The sequence below is a fragment of the Pelomonas sp. Root405 genome, from assembly GCF_001425165.1.
In the GTDB taxonomy this organism is placed as follows: Bacteria; Pseudomonadota; Gammaproteobacteria; order Burkholderiales; family Burkholderiaceae_C; genus Pelomonas.
Window position 1 is genome coordinate 384,365 of record NZ_LMDU01000013.1, and the last position, 19,609, is coordinate 403,973.

Annotated in this window: 14 protein-coding genes; 7 read left to right on the forward strand and 7 right to left on the reverse strand. The window is 67.0% G+C overall.

Annotated elements, in window-relative coordinates; translation table 11 throughout:
- Positions 1–215 precede the first annotated feature (215 nt).
- The 3 genes from ASC81_RS17725 (at position 216) to ASC81_RS17735 (ending at position 4,692) form a co-directional block, all read left to right on the forward strand.
- Positions 216–2,486 carry a C39 family peptidase gene (locus tag ASC81_RS17725; protein ID WP_082536608.1) on the forward strand — a complete coding sequence of 757 codons (2,271 nt, stop codon included), beginning with the start codon at positions 216–218 and terminating at the stop codon, positions 2,484–2,486.
- On the forward strand, positions 2,473–3,768 hold the full coding sequence (locus ASC81_RS17730; RefSeq protein ID WP_082536609.1) for a serine hydrolase: 1,296 nt from the start codon (positions 2,473–2,475) through the stop codon (positions 3,766–3,768). The genes ASC81_RS17725 and ASC81_RS17730 overlap by 14 nt, the downstream gene beginning before the upstream one ends.
- A 66-nt stretch (positions 3,769–3,834) precedes the next feature.
- Entirely contained in the window at positions 3,835–4,692 is an 858-nt protein-coding gene (locus tag ASC81_RS17735; RefSeq protein ID WP_056269783.1) for a hypothetical protein, read from the forward strand.
- A gap of 31 nt (positions 4,693–4,723) precedes the next feature.
- Here the strand turns inward: ASC81_RS17735 and ASC81_RS17740 are convergent, their stop codons facing one another.
- Together ASC81_RS17740 and ASC81_RS17745 are read right to left on the reverse strand one after the other, a co-directional pair.
- On the reverse strand, positions 4,724–5,791 hold the full coding sequence (locus tag ASC81_RS17740; RefSeq protein WP_056269786.1) for an oxidoreductase: 1,068 nt from the start codon (positions 5,789–5,791) through the stop codon (positions 4,724–4,726).
- Positions 5,792–5,960: 169 nt separating this feature from the next.
- Positions 5,961–8,813: a TonB-dependent receptor gene (locus tag ASC81_RS17745; protein WP_056269788.1), complete on the reverse strand. Its 2,853-nt coding sequence runs from the start codon at positions 8,811–8,813 to the stop codon at positions 5,961–5,963.
- Positions 8,814–8,983: 170 nt separating this feature from the next.
- Here ASC81_RS17745 and ASC81_RS17750 point away from each other — a divergent pair, with 170 nt between their 5' ends.
- Both ASC81_RS17750 and ASC81_RS27090 read left to right on the forward strand, forming a co-directional pair.
- Positions 8,984–10,111 (forward strand): glycoside hydrolase family 10 protein, encoded by a 1,128-nt coding sequence (locus ASC81_RS17750; protein ID WP_056269791.1) that lies wholly within the window; start codon positions 8,984–8,986, stop codon positions 10,109–10,111.
- 79 nt (positions 10,112–10,190) lie between these two features.
- Positions 10,191–10,337, forward strand: coding sequence for a hypothetical protein (locus ASC81_RS27090; protein WP_156392213.1), 147 nt, complete (start codon positions 10,191–10,193; stop codon positions 10,335–10,337).
- A gap of 285 nt (positions 10,338–10,622) precedes the next feature.
- Here ASC81_RS27090 and fahA read toward each other — a convergent pair whose 3' ends face one another.
- Genes fahA through ASC81_RS17775 form a run of 5 tightly spaced genes read right to left on the reverse strand, consistent with a single transcriptional unit; the run spans position 10,623 to position 15,913 of the window.
- Positions 10,623–11,867, reverse strand: a complete 1,245-nt coding sequence (gene fahA, locus ASC81_RS17755) for a fumarylacetoacetase (RefSeq protein WP_056269793.1) — start codon at positions 11,865–11,867, stop codon at positions 10,623–10,625.
- Complete coding sequence (gene hmgA, locus ASC81_RS17760; protein WP_056269796.1) at positions 11,864–13,156, reverse strand: homogentisate 1,2-dioxygenase; 1,293 nt, start codon at positions 13,154–13,156, stop codon at positions 11,864–11,866. The genes fahA and hmgA overlap by 4 nt, the downstream gene beginning before the upstream one ends.
- A complete protein-coding gene (locus ASC81_RS17765; RefSeq protein ID WP_056269801.1) occupies positions 13,149–13,349 on the reverse strand; it encodes a DUF2783 domain-containing protein in 201 nt (66 codons plus the stop codon). The genes hmgA and ASC81_RS17765 overlap by 8 nt, the downstream gene beginning before the upstream one ends.
- Entirely contained in the window at positions 13,342–14,937 is a 1,596-nt protein-coding gene (locus tag ASC81_RS17770; RefSeq protein ID WP_056269803.1) for an FAD-dependent oxidoreductase, read from the reverse strand. Before ASC81_RS17770 ends, ASC81_RS17765 begins: the two co-directional genes overlap by 8 nt.
- 7 nt (positions 14,938–14,944) lie before the next feature.
- Positions 14,945–15,913: an MBL fold metallo-hydrolase gene (locus tag ASC81_RS17775; protein WP_056270043.1), complete on the reverse strand. Its 969-nt coding sequence runs from the start codon at positions 15,911–15,913 to the stop codon at positions 14,945–14,947.
- Positions 15,914–15,982: 69 nt separating this feature from the next.
- Here ASC81_RS17775 and ASC81_RS17780 point away from each other — a divergent pair, with 69 nt between their 5' ends.
- On the forward strand, positions 15,983–16,705 hold the full coding sequence (locus ASC81_RS17780) for an IclR family transcriptional regulator (RefSeq protein ID WP_056269806.1): 723 nt from the start codon (positions 15,983–15,985) through the stop codon (positions 16,703–16,705).
- A 184-nt stretch (positions 16,706–16,889) separates the two neighbouring features.
- Positions 16,890–19,574, forward strand: coding sequence for a TonB-dependent receptor (locus ASC81_RS17785; RefSeq protein WP_056269809.1), 2,685 nt, complete (start codon positions 16,890–16,892; stop codon positions 19,572–19,574).
- Positions 19,575–19,609 lie beyond the last annotated feature (35 nt).

Sequence of the window (19,609 nt, forward strand, 5' to 3'; positions counted from 1 at the left end):
GAACACGACATCGCAGCTTGCGGATTCCGACACTCAGCGCCCGCTGACAGGGTCCGGGCGGCTGCTTTTGCGGGATCACCCTGTCGGGGTTGTCACGGGAAATTCACGCCGGTTATGGGACTCGCATCGAACGTTGCTTCGACCGCGCCAACCGCCTCCTAGGATTTTCCGCAGCGGCCGCACCGGCGGTACGCAGCAACCCCCAAGGAGACGACATGGGTGCAAAGCGTTGGTTGGCCGCGGTGCTGACCGGACTGGCGACGAGTGCGCACGCGGTGTGCCCCGACGGCACGGCGTTCGACGCCGCATTGGGCTTCTGCGCCGATGCGGCGAATGCGTATGGCCCCTTCACGCAGGCGATGGCCAACCAGTGCTCGGCCACGGGCGGCGGCCCAGCCTGCACCGAGCTCAAGCCCTATGCGGTCGGCGGCGCGACGGTCAACCTGCCGCGCTGGAGCCGCGGTTTCACGCAGGCCCTGCGTGGCACCGCGGCTTGCCCGCAAGGCAGCGTGCCCGACCCGCTGGTCACCAACCGCTGCACCGAGACGCTGGCCGCTGGCAAGAACGTTTTCGGCCCGTTCGACGCCAGCCTCATCGCGAAATGCGTGGCGGCCTCAGGCGGCCCCGCCTGCTACACCAACCGCTGGAGCGCGTCCTTCTACCTGGCGCTGGCCTCGGCCGGCACGCCCGCCAACAAGTTCGGCGCCTGGCTGTTCCTGATCGCCAACACCGGCATGACGCATGCGCAACTGGCCGACCGGCTGAAGTCGGTCGGCGTGAAGCGCATCTTCATCAAAATTGCCGACGGCATGAACAGCTGCGCTTGGTTTCCCGACGCCTGCTCGACGGCGACCACCGASATCTACAAGGCGCGCGGCATCGAGCCCTGGGCCTGGTCCTACAACTACCCAGGCAACGACGCCGCGCAGGCGCAAGCCCTGACCCTCGCGGCGCAGTACGGCTACCAGGGCTTTGTGCTGGATCTGGAAAAGGAGTTTGACGGCCAGACCGCGTCGCTGGAGACCCTGCTGCAGTCCTTCTCGGCGGCCCAGGCCAATGCACGCGCCAAGGGCTGGATCAAGGGCGACTGGTACTTGGCTGCCACGACCTGGGGCAACCCCAAGGACCACGGCATGCGCATGGACATCATCGACCGATATGTCGACGCCCACATGCCGCAGACCTACCTCGACGTTTGGGGCACGGGCTATGCCGCAGATCCGAAGCGCTGGATCGAGACGGGCAATTGCGAGTACCGCAGCATGGGCGCCAACAAGCCGGTCTGGCACATCGGCTCCAACGAGAAGGGCACGACATCGGCGGCGCTGCAGAACAGCTTCTTCAAGGTCGCCGGCCCGCATGCCTCGCTGTGGGTGGTGCCTGGAGGCGCCGTGCCCATGAATCAGTGGGACACCATGGGGGCGATGAACTGGCAGCAGACGCAGTGGGAGCCAACGGCCTGCAGCGCCGGCAACTACGCGCTGAAGAGCGGCCCTGCCGACCCGCCGCCGCCGCCCGCCACCACCAGTTGCCCGGACGGCGCCAGCTTCAACGGCAGTCTGGGTTTCTGCGCCGACGCACAGAGCGCGTACGGCCCGTTCACCGCGGCCATGGTCAATGAATGCCAGCGCCTGGGCGGCGGCGGCTCCTGCACCGAGCAGCGCGCGCTGGCCTATGCCGGCAACACCGTGACCCTTCGCGCCGCGCGCTGGAGCCTTGCGATGACGCAGTCGGCCCGTGGCAGCGCCACCTGCCCGCGCGGCAGCTCGGCGGCCGACGCACGCTTCTCCGGCCTGTGCGTGGAAGGTGCTGCGCCGTCGGGCAACCCATTGAATGTGTTCGGGCCCTTCCCCACCTCGCTGGCGACCAGCTGCCAGCAGAAGGGTGGCGGCCTCGCCTGCCTGCAGCAGCGCTGGTCCGGCGACTTCTACCTGAGCCTGAAGGGCACGCCGCCGCCGCAGACGATGTTCCCGTACTACAACCAGAACGAAAATCGCTCGGAAGGCTGGCGCGCCTGCAACATCACATCGCTGGCGATGGCGCTGGACTTCCACAAGATCACCGACCCCGCCCGGCTCGGCCGCCGCACGCCGGACTATCTCTACGATAAGTACGGCATCACCGGCGCGCCCGCGTCCATGGCGAGCATCTTCAACGCCGAGGCCGCACTGGCCGGCTCGCCCATCCGCGACGCGTGGACGGGCGCCGGCAGCATCGCGCAACTGCGCAGCCTGGTGCAGGCGGGCAAGCCGGTCGTCATCCACGGCTGGTTCACCGAGCCGGGGCACATCATGGAGGTGATCGGCTTTGACGGCGCCAACTACATCGTCAACGACCCCTACGGCGTGTGGGACGGCGTGAAGTACTCCAAGCGTTACGACACCACGCGCACCGGCAAGGGCGTCAAGTACCCGGCCGCGGCCTTCGAGGCCGTCATCACCGACACCGGCCGCGGTGACGACCTGCTGATGCATGTCTTCCAATAGCGCCTGCCGCCGTCTGCCACCGGGCGTGCGCCGTCGCACCCTGGTGGGCCTGCTCACCCTGCCAACCGTGACCGCCCTCGCCCACAACACCCCGCTCGACCGCGCCCTCGCCGCCCTCGTCGACGACCCGCAACAGCCGCTGGCCAGCCTGTCGGTGCTGGTGCGCCGCCACAGCCGCGTCGTTTTCGAAGGGCAGTTCGGCCGAAGGCGCATCGCACCGGACCTGCCGGTCACGCGCGACACACTGTTTCGCATCGCGTCCGTCACCAAGCTGGTCGTGGCGGTGGCCGCCATGCGACTGGTGCAGGGGGGGCGGTTCGACCTGGACGCAGACGTCGGTGACCTGCTGGGCTACCCGCTGCACCAGCCGCTGACACCGCGCCTGCTGTTGTGCCATCGCAGCGGCCTGAGCGACGGTGGCGACGACTTCACCGACCCGCGCGTGAACCTGCGCCGCCTGCTCGGGCAGCCGGGGCCGACATGGAATGGACGTCTGCCGGGCCGCTGGTTCGAGTACGCCAACATCAACTTCGCCGTGCTGGCCGCGGCCATGGAGCGGGCGACCGGCACGCGCTTTGACCAACTGATGCAGGACGAAGTGCTGGGGCCGCTGGGCATGCAGGGCGGCTTCGACCCGGCACGGCTACCGCCAGGCCAGCTCGGCCAAGTCGCGACGCTCTACCGCAAGGCGCCGTCCGAAGGCGGCCCCTGGTGGCCAAGCGGGCCATGGCACGCGCAGGCCGATGACTTCTATGCCGCGCCGCCGCAGCGGCTGCTGGCCGACGGCGCGGCCTACGAGCCGGGCAGCCGCGGCGGCTTGTACGGGCCGCAGGGGCGGCTGCGCACGCGCGTCTGCGACCTGGGCGTACTGATGGGCATGCTGATGGACGGCGGGCGCGTCGGCGGCGAGCGATTCTTAAGCGAAGCCAGCGTCCGCACGCTGATGACCGAGAGCTGGCGCGCCGACGGCCGCAATGGCGATGAGGCCGGCGGCATATTCCAGGCCTGGGGCGTCGGTCTGCAGCACTTCATCGACCGCAGCCGCCCGGGCTGGGGCGACCGCCTCGTGCCCGGCGGCGGGGTGCGAGCGTGGGGGCACCTGGGCTTTGCCTACGGGCTGGTGTCGGCCCTGCTCATGGCGCCACGGCGCGGCTGCGGCATCGTCTACGTCGTCGGCGGCACTGGCGCCGACCCCGCCACCCATCCCGGCCGGCGCAGCAGCTTTCCCGTCTGGGAAGAGCGGCTGCAGGCGCTGCTGTGGGCCGAGGCGCTGCGGGCGTGAGCGCCGCCTTGTCGACTGACGGACCGCGCTCGTCGCGGCGCATTGTTTACTTCTAGACCTGTTGCCATGCGTTTGAACCGATCGCTCGCCCTCGGCCTGTTCAGTGCCGCACTCGCCGCCGGCAGCGGCACGCATGCGCCGTCTGCCGCATCGACGACGGCCTATGCCTTCACCGCCGGCAGCGGCGACTACCGCGTGCAGTTCAACTACACCGGCCAGCACTGGACGCATGCCGACGTGAAGGCGATCCCCATCGCGACCGACAAGCCCATCGCGGTGCTGCCCCAGCAGTACACCAGCAATGGCCGCCAACCCGGCGCCATCGTCAACGGGCGCAACATCGGCCGCGTCTGGAACGAGATCACGCAGCACGAGATGGCCAAGCGCCTGCGCGCGCTCGGCTTTCATGTGTTGCTGCCGACCATCCAGATGTATGGCGAAAGCCTGGAAGGCTTCCAGGGGCTGGAGCATTTCATCGCCGGCGTGGCCAAGGGCAACCGGCATGTGCAGGTGGTGCTGCTGACCGCCGACGCCCACAACGCGAACGACGCCAACCCGCTGCCCGGCGCGCAGATGCTGGTGACGGGCCTGCATGCGCGCGATGCGGCGTGGGAGGAAGCGATTCAGCAGCGCATCGCCCCCTTCTATGCTCGAGTCGGCCTGGGCAACCGCGGACCGCGCGTGCGGGGCGGTGGGTCCGAGGTGGAGGGTTCGTCCCAGGCCTGGCACCCGCTGATCGAGCGCGCCGCGGAGTACACGCCCGCCGTGAGCATCATGGAGGTCAGCCGCGCGATCGACATCGAGGACCGCGTTGGCCGCATCGAGAACGGACGCGACTGGGCGGCCGACCTGTTCGACGGCGTTTCGGCCGGCATGGCGGCCTGGGCGTGCAGCAAGGGGATGAAAACGGGCGTCTGCCGGTGAATCCACCGAGAGGCTCTGGCCCGTCGACTCATCAGGCGACGGTGCCCATCGACCTCTCAGCGGGCACTTCGCTTCTCATCCGTGCACTGCCGAGCCCCAGGTCCAGCAATCGCATGACATCCAGCGCTTCTTCAGCAGGCACCGGATTGGCGCCATGTCCCAGGAGCAGGTCTCGAACCTGTCGGTAGTACTGGGGATAAGCCCCTCGCTCCGTAGCCACCGTCCGCCTGACCAGCGTGTCGCCTTCCATGACTGCCAACTCACCGTCGTCGGGGTCGGCGCCCCATTCACCTGGCGCGTCGAGCTGCGGCCGAAGTCCCTCCTTCAAGGCATCCTCCTGTCGGTCGACGCCACGTTTGACATAGCTCCCCTTCAGGCCATGCAGTTCAATCCGCGGGCCCGGGGCGGCCGCCACATTGCTCGCGTGGAGCGTGACTCTCAAGCCGTCGGCGTAGCGCAATACCGCCTGGAAATGGTCGTCGATCTGCGCCTGCGGCCTTAACAAGGCGAGATCGAGTTGGATCGCCTTCGGCCAGCCGAAGTACTGCAGCGCTTCGTCGAGCAGATGCGGTCCCAAATCCATCCACAACCCGCCGCCCTCGCCCGCCGCCTCGCGCCACCGGATGCGCGGCTGCGGCCGATAGCGATCGAAATGCATGCGCGCATGGCGAAGGGCGCCCAGCGTGTCGGCCTGCAGCAGCTTGCGGACCGTCAGGACGGTGCTGTCCCATCGCCGGTTGTGAAAGACGCTCAGGTGACGCGCCCGCGTCTGCGCCAAGGCGATCAACATTTCGGCTTGGTCAGCGCTCGCCGTGAATGGCTTGTCAACGACGACATGCCTGCCGGCCTCCAAGGCCGCAGAGGCCAGCGCGTGGTGGGTCAGATTCGGTGTCGCGATTACCACCAGGTCCACATCGGCGGAGGCGATCAAGGCTTCGGCTTCGCCATAGACCGTCACGTCAGCGCCCAACGACCGATGGACCTTCGCCGGGTCGCTGCTGCTGACCGCGGTGATCTTCAGGCCGGGAACGGCTTGGATGAGAGGCGCATGAAAGGTTTGGCTCGCATAGCCAAAGCCCAGCAGACCGACATGAAGCATGCGGATTCCGGCGGTTGTCGATGCCGCAATTTTGCCGGCTACGCTGGGGTGCTCGGTCCGTGGTCACGGCCGACCTCCATGCGGCACTTCAGGATCGGGCTCATGTGAACAGTAAAAAAAGGGGGCGCCAGCGGCGCCCCAACAACGAGGAGACAACGAAAGGGATTGATCAGAGCTTGGCGCGCAAGCTCAGGAAGACTTGGCGGCCGTTGCGGTACCAGCCCAGCGGCATGGTCTCGGTGGCCGAGTAGTAGTAGCGCGTCGGGTTGTTAAGGTTGGTCGCGTCGAGCTGCGCGCTGAAGGTCGGGTTGATTCGCCAGCCGAGCGACGCGGCCAGGCTGCCTTGCGCGTCGGCATAGTTCAGGTCGTTGCGCGCCGCGGTGGCCGTGCCCGGCGTGATGAGTCCGTTGCCGATGTAGCTGACCGGGTAGTCGGTGCGGTAGTTCCAGGCCAGGCTGGCAGTCAGCGAGCCGGCCTCGTAGTAGCCGCGCAGGTTGTAGGTCCACTTCGACGTGCCGATGACCTTGGCGCCGTCCTCGTCCTTGCCGTCGACATGCGTCAGGTTGGCGATGACGCCGAAGCCCGCGGCGATGGGGGTCTCGCCGCTGAACTCGAAACCCTTGAGCTTGGCCTTGCGGCCGATGAAGCTGTTGGCAAGGTAGGCCTCGGGTTGCTGAGTATCCAGATTGATCAGCGTGACCGAGCTGCTGCCGCGCTTGACGTAGTTCTGCAAGGACTGGTGGAACACGCCTGCCTGCACATAGGCGCGCGGGCTGGCGTACCAGGCCAGCGACGCGTCGACGTTGCTGCCCATCGTGGGCTTGAGGTTGGGGTTGCCCGAGCTGGCGGTCTTGGGCGTGACGAGGTTGTTCTGGCTGACGGCGCCGGCAAGCTCGGAGTATTCGGGGCGGGCCATGGTGCGGCTGGCCGAGAAGCGGCCCAGCAGGTTATTGTTGAACTCGTAGCGCAGGTTCAGGCTGGGCAGCAGGGCGCTATGGCTGGTGGTGATCTGCTGCTCCATGTAGCCCGACAGCCGCGAGCTGCCGATCGGGTTGGTCACCGGAACGCCGACCTTGGACGGGCAGCTGGCGGCCAGCGCGGGGCACACCTTGTTGGCCGCCACGGCCTGGTAGAAGACGCTGTTGACGTCCGTGGTCACCAGCCGCGTACCCACATTGCCGCTCAACGCGCCCGACTCGAACTCGGCCATGGCGTACAGCGCCGTCGTCTTCTCGTTGACGATGTAGCTTCCGGTCCAGTTCTTGTTCAGCACCGGGTCGTAGTTGATGAGGCTGTTGATGCTCGCCATGGCGCCGCGGTCCAGCCGCAGCATGTCGCGCGGGAAGTTCCCAGTGATGCCGGCGCCGTAGTCGCCCGGATAGCGGCCACCGTTGATGGGTAGGCTGGCGATGGGGAACTGGGCGTCCATTTGCGCCTGGCTCGGGATGCCGTTGCCGGTCGTGACGAAGTTCCAGGCGCCGTTGATCTGGTCTTTGCTGTTGCGATGGTTGCCCGAGCGCGTGCCGAACTTGAGGCGGCTGAAGAAACCGCCCTCCTCCAGGTCGTACTCGCCGTTGAGGTAGACATAGCGGTCCTGGTCCTGTGTCCTGAACACGGCCTGGATGTCGCTGATGACCTTCCAGCCCTGGCTGAGGTCGTTCAGACTCACGCCACTGGCGCTCCAGTTCACGCCCTCGTTGCCGAGCATCTCGTAGTTCAGCGTCTTGTTGAAGCTGCGGAACAGCAGGCCGGGGCTGGTCTGCGTTTCGCCCGTGCCCTTGGTAAAGCCGATCTTGCCGTTGAAGCGCAGGCGGTCGGTGGCGCGGAAGGCGGCGTCCAGATCGTAGAAGGCGGCTGTGGAGCCGGCGCCCAGCCTCACCTGGTGGCCGGACTGCAGTGCCGCATCGCCACCCGTGGCCGACGCGGCGGTGACGCGGGCCGGGTTGGGGTTGACGGTTGCAGCCGTCACTACGTCGCCGTCGGTCTTCACGTTGCTCAGGATGGCGCCGTTAGCGACCAACGTGCCGATGAAGTTGAAGGTGTTGCTGTTGTAGTTGCTCGCATCCAGCTGGGAGTGGAAGGCAGTAGCGGTGAGGTCCAGGTCCTGGGTTGGCTTGACTTGCACGGCCAGAAAGCCGCCGCGGCGCTGGCGCTCACCTTCGAACAGCGCCGAAGCGATGTTGGCCGGCATGCGCTTGCCCTTGAGATCGGCATTGCCGCAGATGGGCGCGGTCCCGGCAGGTGCACCCTGCGGCACGAAGCAGCTGGCCGGATTGGTGGCAGCCTGCGTCGTGAGCGAGGTCACGCCGAAGTTTTCAATGCCATCGCGACGAAGGCTGCGGTCCTCGCGGAACACCTGGGCCAGCACGCCCAGCGTGCGTGCCGTGTTGCGCCAACCCACCAGCAAGCTCGCCTGCGGGTCGGTCTTTCCTGCCAGCGTCGTGTGCACCGCGCCGAGCGCGGCCTCGGCAGTCAGCCCGCTGCGCAGGTCCAGCGGCTTGCGCGTCTGCACGTCCACCGCGCCGCCGATGCCGCCCTCCGTGATGTCGGCCTGGCCGTTCTTGTAGACGATGGCCTTGCCGATCAGCTGCGACGGCAGCATGCCAAAGCCGACAGCGCGCGTCGTCGCGTTCTGGTCGCCCAGAAACCAGTCGCCACTTGACAGCGAATGGCCGTTGATGGTGATGAGGTTGAGCTTGGCCGGCGTGCCGCGGATCTGCACGCGCTCCGCCTCGTCGAAGGCAAAAGCTGAGCCGTGTGTCACCTGGATACCCGCAAGCCGGGATAGCGAGTCGGCGATGTTTTTGTCGGGCAACTTGCCGATGTCTTCAGCTGTCACGGCCTCGATGTTGGTCAGCGCGTTTCGCTTGGTCTTGATCGATGCTTCCAGCGAAGCGCGGATTCCGGTCACCACCACCTGCTCAAGCTGGGCGGGCGCCGGGGCCTGCTGGGCCGAAGCCAGCGGAGTCATCGCGAGCATGGCGGCGGCCGTGGCGACGAGGGTCAGACGTTGAAGAGACATGGTTGGTTCCTTGGACGCAGATGTGGCGAGTTCAATGTAGACCATTGTCCATACCAATACCAGGACCACATCGAGACCAACCCTAAGCCAATGGTTGAGATTTCTTCTTGCCATCGGTAAAGTCCGCGGCAGGACGGATCTCACCTATTTAGGCCAATGGCCTCGAAACCATGCATATCAAGTCTCGGAATCCGCTGCGCACGCTTGTGGCCGCTCTGGCCCTGAGCTTCACGCTCGACGCATCGGCCGCGGAGCCGGTACGCGGCGTATGGGTGGCCGGTCCTCAGCACAACCAGTTCTGGACCAGCCGCGAGGCCATGCGCGCCGATCTGCAAACCTTCAAGCGCGCCGGGCTGAACACGGTCTATGTTGTGGCGCTGATGACAGGGCGCACGCTGTATCCGTCAGAACGCATGGCACGCATCACCGGCGAGCGCCAGTTCGAGAGCCTTGGCAGCCGCGACGCCTTGCAGGAGGTGCTCGACGAAGCGCAGCCGCTGGGTCTGCGCGTTGTCGCTTGGCTGGAGCTGGGCTTCGCGAGCCACTACGGCAGTGGTACGGCGCCCAGCGGCCTGCTTAAGCACCGGCCCGACTGGCTAGGCTTGACGCGTGACGGTAAGCCCCTGGTGAAGAACGGCTTCCACTGGATGAACGCGTTTGACCCCGAACTGCAGCAGCTGATGATCGACCTCAGCACCGAGCTGCTGGCGCGCTACCCGCGCTTGCACGGCGTGCAAGGCGACGACCGCCTGCCTGCATCGCCCAGCAGTGGCGGATATCACGACCAAGTGCTCAAGGACTATGGCTGGCAGCCCGGCCAGCCGCTGCCCGGCGACCGAGACCCGCGCTGGCTGCAATTCCGCGCGGATCGGTTGACCGCTTTCCTCAAACGATGGCATGCCGCCGTCAAGGCCGTACGACCAAGCGCCGTACTGAGCTTGTCACCCAGCCCGTACCCTTGGGCGCTTGATGAATATCTGCAGGACTGGCCGGCATGGATGCGCGCTGGCCTGGTCGACGAGTTGCTGCCCCAGCTCTACCGACGCGACGCGGCCGGGTACGAAAAGCTGTTGGCCGATACGCGCGCCCACGTGCCACCGGATCAGACGAACCGGGTGTTTCCCGGCATGCTGTTGGCACTAGGACCGGATGTCATTCCGAGCGCCGAACTGCTGACCCAATGGATCGCAAGTACTCGCGCAGCAGGGTTCGCAGGGGAAGTCCAATTTCACAGCGTCGGTGTGTTGAAGCGGGCGAACGTTTTCATGGCTGCGTACAAAAAAGAAGCCCGGCACTGATCGCGCATCCGCTGTGGGGGAATCCGACCTCCCCTTCTCCAATTCGGCTTCGCCGCTTGCCTGCGCTCGGGACGAACTGATGGAGGTCGGCATCGACATCAACGACCTCGGCGCCAAGCAGCTCATCGCGCTGGTGCGGCAGATCCTGAACATACCGCGCCACATACCGCGCCACATGTCGCAGCCAGTTCGTGGCAGCTATACAAGATTTGATAGGCCAGCTTGATGATGCTGTCCGCCCTTGAATCGCCCAAAGACTACCGGAACTTGCGCGTGGCACTACGCATTGCGTAAGGATTTTGAGTCTTCAACACCGAGCCGGTACGCCCACACGCCTTACCCGGGACAGTGAGGAGGTTATGAGCAGGGAGAGGCGATGTTGAATTCTTCGATGACCGCTCACGATGCGCTGCACTGCGGTCCGGCGCTCTTGCTCTCGACTGCAACGGGGTCAGCAGCCGCCCCCTCTCCGCGACCCGGCAGAGCTGCAGGCAGTGCTTCTCCACGCTGCTTACGGCAACGCCGGAAGCACGCTGCCGTCACACGCGCCGAAGCCGATGCGGCGAAAGCCTGGTTTCTCGCCGAAGGCACGCAGGCCGAGCGTGTCGCCATCGAGCACGAAGGTGCGCGTCTCGCCGTTGGGCAGCGTGATTGGCTGCTTGCCGCCACCGGTCAGCTCTAGCAGCGAGCCGGCTTCCTCAGGCGCCGGGCCGCTGATGGTGCCCGTGCCCAGCAGATCGCCCGGCTGCAGGTTGCAGCCGTTGCTGGCGTGGTGCGTCAGCATTTGCGCCAGCGACCAATAGGCGTGGCGCAGGTTGGAGCGTGAAAGTCGCGTGGGTTCGGCCATCGAAGGGGTCTTGAACCAGACTTCCAATTCGATGTCGAAGCTCGCACTCGCGCGATGCGCAGGCGAGTCCAGATAGGGCAATGGCTGCGGGTCGCCTTCAGGCCGCGTGAACGGGATGCGGAATGGCGCCAGCGCTTCCATCGTGACGATCCACGGCGAGATCGTCGTGCCAAAGTTCTTGGCCAGGAAGGGGCCGAGCGGCTGGTACTCCCAGGGCTGGATATCGCGGGCCGACCAGTCATTGAGCAGCGTCAGGCCGAAAGCATGCTCGTCCGCCTCGTCGATACCGAAGGGTTCACCCAGCGCATTGCCGGGGCCGACGAACAGGCCCAGTTCAAGTTCGCAGTCCACGCGTGCGCTGGCCTTGAAGACGGGCACGTCGGCATCCGGCGGCTTGACCTGACCCTTGGGACGGCGCAGCGGCGTGCCGCTGACGACGATGGAGGAACTGCGACCGTGGTAGCCGATGGGTACCCACTGGTAGTTGGGCAACAAGGGGTTGTCCGGCCGGAACAGCTTGCCGATGGCGCGGGCGTGGTGGATGCCGGTGTAGAAGTCGGTGTAGTCGCCAATGCGGCAAGGCAGCGCGTACTCGGCGAGGGCCTGTGGCACCAGCGCAAGCTCCAGTTCCAGCGCGCCTTGTTTCAAGGCGTCGAACAGCCGATGCCGCAAAGCGAGGCGCTCGCTGCTCGGCCGTGCCATCACGGCGTTCAGGTCGGTGATGCCCCAGCCGGTCAGGTCCAGGATCTGGTCGCCGATGCCAACGCCTACGCGAAAGGGCTCCAACGTGCCTTTGGTTCGGAAGCTGCAAAAGGGTAGGTTCTGCAGCGGGAAATCGGTGGACGGATCGTTGGCCGAGGCGACCCAGGAGAGGGCGGCAGCGTCGTGGGTGTGGTCGATGTGGCTCATGCTTTGAATTCGTCCTTGAGGCCTTGCCAGCAGCTGGCGTAGTTCGTTTCCAGCGGCGCGTCGCGCAAGGCCCAGGCGGTGGGTTTCAGGGGCCAGCGGGTCTCGAACATGAACGCCAGTGTGTGGTCCAGCTTGTGCGGCTTCAAGTCGGCGGCGCTGGCCTTGTCGAAGGCCTCGGTGTCGGGGCCATGAGGCACATAGCTGTTGTGCAGGCTGGCGCCACCAGGCTTGAAGCCCTCGGGCTTGGCGTCGTACTGGCCCAGCACCAGGCCCATGAACTCGCTCATCACGTTGCGGTGGTACCAGGGCGGGCGGAAGGTGTCCTCGGCCACCATCCAGCGCGGCGGGAAGATGACGAAGTCGACATTGGCCCAGCCGGGCGTGTCGCTGGGGCTGGTCAGCACCGTGAAGATGCTGGGGTCGGGGTGGTCGAAGCTGACGGTGTTGATCGCCATGAAGCGCGACGTGTCCCAGCGGTAGGGCACGAGGTTGCCGTGCCAGGCGACGACGTTGAAGGGCGTGTGGCCTTGACGGGCGCGCCAGAGCTGGCCGCCGTAGCGCTTGACGATTTCGTAGTCGCCGTCCTGCTGTTCATGCCATGCGACCGGCGCCTCGAAGTCACGCGCGTTGGCCAGGCCGTTGGAGCCGATGGGGCCAAGCTCGGGCAGGCGAAAGGCGGCGCCGTGGTTCTCGCAGACATAGCCGCGCGCCGGCACGTCGAGTGGGTCGACCTTGAACGCCATGCCGCGCGGCAGCAGCGCGATGGAGCCGGGTGCGACTTCGAGCCGACCCAATTCGGTCGTCACGAGCAGGCGGCCCTGCTGCGGTACGAGCAACATCTCGGCATCGGCATTGACGAGCGCCCGGCGGCCCATCGAGCGGGTTGCGACATAGGCCAGCGCGCCCATGCCGCCCGAGCCCGCCTCACCGTTGACGGCATAGCTGCGCAGGCCGTCGACGAAGTCGCCATCACCGTCGAGCGGCATCGGCCCCCAGCGCAGCGGGTCGGGGGAGGCGCACTCGCCCTCAAGCGCGCCGCTCTTCCACAGCGGATGCGCCAGCGGCTCGTAGCCGCCGACGACGACCGATGGACGACGCCGGTACAGCCAGGTGCGCTGGTTGTCGGCCCGGGGCGCGGTGAAGGCGCTGCCGGACAGCAGCTCGGCGTACAGGCCATGCGGCGCGCGCTGCGGGCTGTTGCGGCCGATGGGCAGCGCGCCGAGAACAGCCTCGCTGCTGTGCTGGTTGCCGAAGCCGGTGAGGTACTGCAAAGGAGTCAGTTCAGTCATGCCGTTCGCTGGCGAGCGCAAAGGCTTCACGAAGCACCTTGCGGTCACCGATGTGGTTGCAAAGAATCAGGGTCAGGCGCGCCAGCCAGTCGGCCGCTGCCTCGTCGGTGAGCCCCGCCTGGGCGCTGATGAGCTCGGCGTAGAAGGCGTCGGCCTCGCGACCGAAGTTCGGGGTCAGCTTGAGTTCATGCATGTTGTCTGCCTTGCTCGTGGGCCAGTGCACGCGCGAGTGCTGCGTCGACCACTTCGGCGTCGAAGCGGTGCCAACGCGCCGCCACCACGGCGTCGGGGCGGATCAGGTGAACGCTGCCCGGCCGGGCGCCGTAGCGCGTGGCGGCGATGCCTTCGCCCGGCAGCTCGATGACGCGCAGGCCGTCGACTGCGACGGGCCAGCCGAAAGCCAGCAGGGCGAAGTCGCCGGCCAGCCGCTCGCTCAGCCAACCACCGCCCTCCAGAGGCACATCGGGCGCCGGGCAGCCGGGTTCGGGACCACCGGTCCAGTGCTCGGCATCGGGCGTGCTCAGCGGCGAATCGACATGTTCGGTCGGCGTCGACAGCCGTCCGCTGTTGACCAGCGGCTTGGCGAAATCGGCATGGGCGGCCAGGTCGAGGGCGGCGCGGCGCAGGCGTCGGCTGAGCGCGGTCTTGGGGCTGATGAAGTCGGTGGCGCGGGTGGAGTGGGCGATGTTGTCGTCGGCGGCCTCGATGCGCTCGAACTCATAGGCATCGAGCAGGGCCTCGCCGCCCTCCCCCTTGATGACGGCGGCCAGCTTCCAGCCGAGGTTGTCGGCATCCTGCACGCCGCTGTTGGCGCCCCGCGCGCCGAAGGGAGAGACCTGGTGGGCCGCGTCACCTGCGAGCAGCACACGCCCGATGCGAAAGCGGTCCGCACGACGACAAGCGAACTGGTAAATGGACGACCAGGCCAGCTCGAACTGATCACTGCCCAACATGGCGGCCACTCGCGAATGGATTCGATCCGGATCCCGCTCGGCCTCCACATCCGCATCACGTCCCAACTGGAAGTCGATGCGCCACAGCCCATCCGCCTGCGCATGCAGCAACACCGACTGGCCGCGGTGAAACGGCGGGTCGAACCAGAACCAGCGCTCGGGCCGGGCCGGGTCCAGGCCGCGCGGCCGCAAGCCAGGCGCCAGGCGCACATCGGCGATCAGGAAGCGGTCTTCGAAGACCTGGCCCTGGAAGCTCAAGCCCAGCAGCGTGCGGGTGGGGCTGCGCGCGCCGTCGCAGCCGACCACCCAGTCGGCGCGCATGTCGAACAGCCCGTCCGGTGTTCGCACGTTCAGCGTCACACCGTCGGCGTCCTGTTCCAGCCCGATCAGCTCATGCTTGCCGCGCAACTCGATGCGAGGGTCCAGTTGCACCGCGCGAACGAGCCGAGCCTCCACAACGTCCTGCTGCAGGTTGACCATCGCCGGCATCTTGTGATGCGCCTCGGGCAGCAGGTCGAAGGCATAGGCCTCGCGCTCGCCGTGGAAGACGCGGCCGCGCTGCCAGCGCACGCCCTCGCGCGCGACCGCTTCACCCACGCCGAGACGGTCGAGCACCTCCAAGGTCTTCTTGGCCCAGCAGACGGCGCGTGAGCCCTCGCCGATGCGGTCGCTGTCGTCGATGACGACGACGGGCACATCGCGCCTGGCCAGGTCCAGCGCCAGCGTCAGGCCGACCGGGCCGGCGCCGACGATGACAACCGGGCGGCGCTGCGGCTGGCCAGAGCGTTGTTCAACGCTCTGGTGATACAGGTAGTGCGGCTGGCTCATGCCGACCTCAAGCGCCTTCGAGGGCCTTCCACATTTCCACGTCGCGCTCCGCGGTCCAGATCCGCGGGTGGGCCGTGCCGCCAGCCTCGTCATAGGCGCGTGTCACGTCGAAGGGCATGCAGTGATCAAAGATGACCCAGTGCCCGTACCTGGGACGCAGCGCGGCCATCGTGCGCTGGTAGACGGGCTTCAGCGCATCACCTGCCGCCACGCCGGCCTGCACGGCGGCGTACAGCTCACTGACGAAGGCGCGCGTGCCGCTCAAGCCCGCGGCCACTTGCTCCGCGCCTTTCAACGCCGGGCCGCGCCCGGGAACGAGCGCGTTGGCGTCAAGCGCAGCGACGGCGTCCAGCGTGGCCGGCCAGTCGGCGAAGTGAGCATCGCCGCAATAAGGCGTCGCGTCGAATTCGACCAGGTCGCCGCTGAACAGCACGCGCTCTTCAGGCAGCCAGGCTACCGTGTCGCCGGCCGTGTGGCCGCGCCCGGGCGAGAACATCTCGACCTTGACGCCGCCCAGGTCCAGCGTCAGCCGGCCGCTGAAGGTCAGCGTTGGCCAGGTCAGGCCGGCAGGCACCGACTCGACGTTGCGGAACAGCCGCGGGAAGCGGCCGATCTCGCTGGCCTTGTCCTGCTCGCCGCGCTCCTTGATCAGGGCCAGCGTCGCCTCGCTGGCGATCACCTGCTCCAGCCCCTCGGCCTTGAAGGCGGAGGCGCCCAGCACGCGCACCGCGTGGTAGTGGCTGAGCAGCACGTACTTGATCGGCGCGGCCGTCACCTCGCGGATGCGACGGATGACGTCGGCCGCCATGACTGGCGTGGCCTGGGTGTCGATCACCATCACCGCATCGCGACCGATGACGATGCCGGTGTTGGGGTCGCCCTCGGCCGTGTACGCCCACGCGTGCTCGGACAGGCGTTCGAAAGTGACCTTCTTTTCTTCCAGGTCGGCTTGCGAGGCAAAGGCTTTGGTCGTCATGCGGGTCTCCAACGTCGATCCCGAAATTTAGCCTATTCCAAATCAATTCACCAATATAGAATTTTTTGCATGGTTGATTCCAAGGCCCCACGTGGCATCCAGAGCATCGAGGTCGGCGGCCAACTGCTGTTGGCGCTGGCCCACCAAGGCCGTCCGATGGCGCTGAAGGATCTCGCCCGCGAGGCGGGCATGACGCCGGCCAAGGCGCACCCCTACCTCGTCAGTTTCATCAAGCTGGGCCTGGTCGAACAGGCAGGCGGCAGCGCCTATGGCCTGGGACCTCTGGCGCTGCAACTGGGCCTGATCAGTTTGCAGCAGTACGACCCCATCCGCCTGGCAACGCCGGTCATCGAGGAGTTGGCACTGCAGCTCGGCCACACCGTGGCGATTGCGGTCTGGGGCACACGCGGGCCGACCATCGTGCGCGTGGCGGAGGGGCCGACGCCTGTGCACATCAGCATGCGCCACGGCACGGTGATGAGCCTGGCGGGCACAGCGTCGGGGCGGTTGTTCGCGGCTTGGCGCGCCGAGGAGGCGGCGGCCCTGGGCGAACCGATGCCCGCCAAGACCGTGACCGCCGCCGTGCGCGCCACCGGCTTGGCGACGTCGCGCGACAGCGTGGTGGCTGGCGTCAGCGCAGCAGCGGCGCCGGTCTTCGAGGCGTCAGGACGGCTGGTGCTGTCGCTGACGGCCATCGGGCCCAGTGCCAGTTTCGACACCGCGCTGGAGGGGCCGCTGGTCGGCGCGCTGCGCGACGCCGCGGCGCTGCTATCGCGACGCCTTGGTCACTGACCGCACGACCTGACCCCGCCGGGCAGGTTTTACCGAAACCTTTTCAGTCAGCTCATCGAGCGACGCCTTGCAGCGCTCAGGAGGACGTGCGGCCGCATCCCGGCAAGCCCCGCACAGGCGGCAGGTTTGTCATTTGCTGCGGCCCGCCACACCCCTCGGGTGACCCTTCTTCTCTGGAGCAGTCATGAAGCAAACCAAAGTCGCCGCCGCGGTCATGTTGATCGTGGGCGGCATCAACGCCTGGGCCCAACCGACGCAACAGGGCCAGCCGGCCGAGCCGCAGCAGATTGAACGCGTAACGGTGACCGGCTCGGCCATCAAGCGCCTGGACGCCGAGACCGCCGTGCCGGTCACGGTGTTTCGGATGCGCGACATCAGGCAACAGGGCCTGACAACCGTCGAGCAGATCATGACCACGTTGACGGCCAGCCAGACCAGCCTGGGCACCAGCCAGGCCGTGGGCTCGGCGACCGGCGGCGCCTCCTTCGCCGACATGCGCGGCATCGGCGCCAACAAGACCCTCGTGCTGCTGAATGGCCGTCGGATCGCGAACAACGCATTCGACGGCTCAGCGCCCGACCTGAACATGATCCCGATGGCGGCCATCGATCGCATCGAGGTGCTGCGCGACGGCGCGTCGGCGCTGTACGGCACGGACGCCATCGGCGGCGTCATCAACTTCATCACGCGCAAGGACTACCGCGGCGGCACCGTCACCGTCGGCGCGGACGTGCCCGAGCATGCCGGCGGCAAGTCGCACAACGCCAATGCGGGATTTGGCTACGGCGACCTGTACACGCAGGGCTTCAACGTCTTCGGCTTTGTGGACTTTCAGAAGCAGGACCGCATCACCGGCTCGGAGCGGCCGTTCAACACCCGCTATCCGGGCGGCATCTCGGGCTCGCCCTTCCCGGCCAACTACTACCAGGACCCCGACGTTTGGTACAACCCAAGCGCGCCAGCTTGCACCGAGGGCACCTTCATCGTCCCGGCCGGCGACAACACCTCCTGCTACATGACGACGTCCAACTTCGTGGACTACATCCCGAAGAGCGAACGGGCCTCGGCCATGCTCAAGGGTGACGTGAAGCTGGGCGAGCACGTGTTTAGCGCGGAGTACTTCATCACCCGCAGCAACGTGAAGACTCTCATCGCGCCGGTCCCGTTCGGCTTCCTGCCGATGAACCGCCTGCGGCCCGACGGCACGCCCAACCCCTACTTCCCGACCAACCCGGCGCTGGACCCGGCCTTCGACGACGGCCTGGTCGGCGAGACGGTGACCGAGGGGGGCGCCACCATCCAGCCGGGCTACGTCATCGCCCGCTGGCGCGACATGCCCAACGGGTCGCGCGGCGACAGCAACACCAACACGCAGCAGCGGTTGACGCTGTCGCTGGAAGGCGTGGCCGCCGGCTGGGACTACGCGGTGGGCGTGAGCCGCAACCGCAACAAGGTCGACCAGGAACTGACCAGCGGCTATGCCAGCGGCCCACTGGTCTACGAAGGCGTGCTGACCGGCGTGATCAACCCCTTCGGCCCGCAGAGCAGCGCCGGCCAGGCCCTGCTCGACCAGGCCGGCGCGTCCGGCCTGATCCTGTTCGGCAAGGGCACGACGACCAACCTCGACGCGCGCGCCAGCCGTGAGCTGGGCGACTGGCTGGGTGCGGGCCGCCGGGCTGCCATCGCCGTCGGCGCCGAGTTCCGCAAGGAGCGCTTCGTGCAGCAGGCCAACCCCGACTACGCCACGCTCGTGGTCGACTCAACGGGCATCGACCCTGCCACCTACAGCGCCGGCTCGCGCAAGGTGTCGGCGGCGTACACCGAGTTGAACGTGCCGCTGTCGCAATCGCTGGATGTCACCGCTGCCGTGCGCCACGACAGGTACAACGACTTCGGCAACACGACGAACCCCAAGTTCAGCTTCCGTTTCCAGCCGACCCGGCAGGTGCTGGTCCGCGGCTCCTATTCCACCGGCTTCCGCGCCCCGTCGCTGTTCGAGTTGAACGCGGCCCAGACCTTCACCAACTCGGGCACTGTCAATGACCCGCTGCTGTGCCCCAGCGGCACCGGCAGCCCGGCGGTGTGCAAGGCCCAGTTCATGGTCCTCAACGGCGGCAACATGGAACTGGAACCCGAGAAAAGCAAGAACGCCACGCTCGGCGTCATGGTCCAGCCGCTGGCCGACCTGAGCGTCGGTATGGACTTCTGGTGGCTGCGCCTGAAGAACCAGATTGGCGTGGTGGGCGACGCCTCTCTGTTCGACCCCGCGAACTACGGCTTGTTCGGCCAGTACTTCCATCGCAACCCTGCGGGGCAGCTGTCCACCAACGGCAACCAGTGCCCGGGCGCCAACTGCGGCTACGTGGATGTGCGCCAGCAAAACCTCGGCGGCACCAACACCAATGGCGTCGACATCACCGCCAACTATCGGCTGCCCTCGGCAGTCGGCACCTTCACCTTCGCCCTGAACAGCACCTACGTCGACAAGTACGAGTACCAAGACTTCGGCGGCGGCCCGTGGAACCAGAACGTCGGCGTCTATTCCGGTGCCGGCCCGGTGTTCCGCTGGCAGCACACGCTGTCGGGCGTCTGGACGCGGAACGCCTTCACGGCGGGTGCGACGGCGTACTACAAGTCCGGCTACGTCGACGTCGACCCGACGCACCGCGTGAGCAACTACGCGACGATGGACGTGTTCGGCTCCTGGCGGCCGATGAAGGGCGCCTCGTTGACGGTGGGTGTGCGCAACCTCACCGACCGCGACCCACCGTTGAGTTATCAGACGCAGGTCTTCCAGGCCGGCTACGACCCGCGCTACACGAACGCCATCGGCCGCACCTACTACGTGCGCGCGTCCTACGACTTCTGATCGTTCGGTTGCCAGCCCAGGCCGCTCAGCACGCG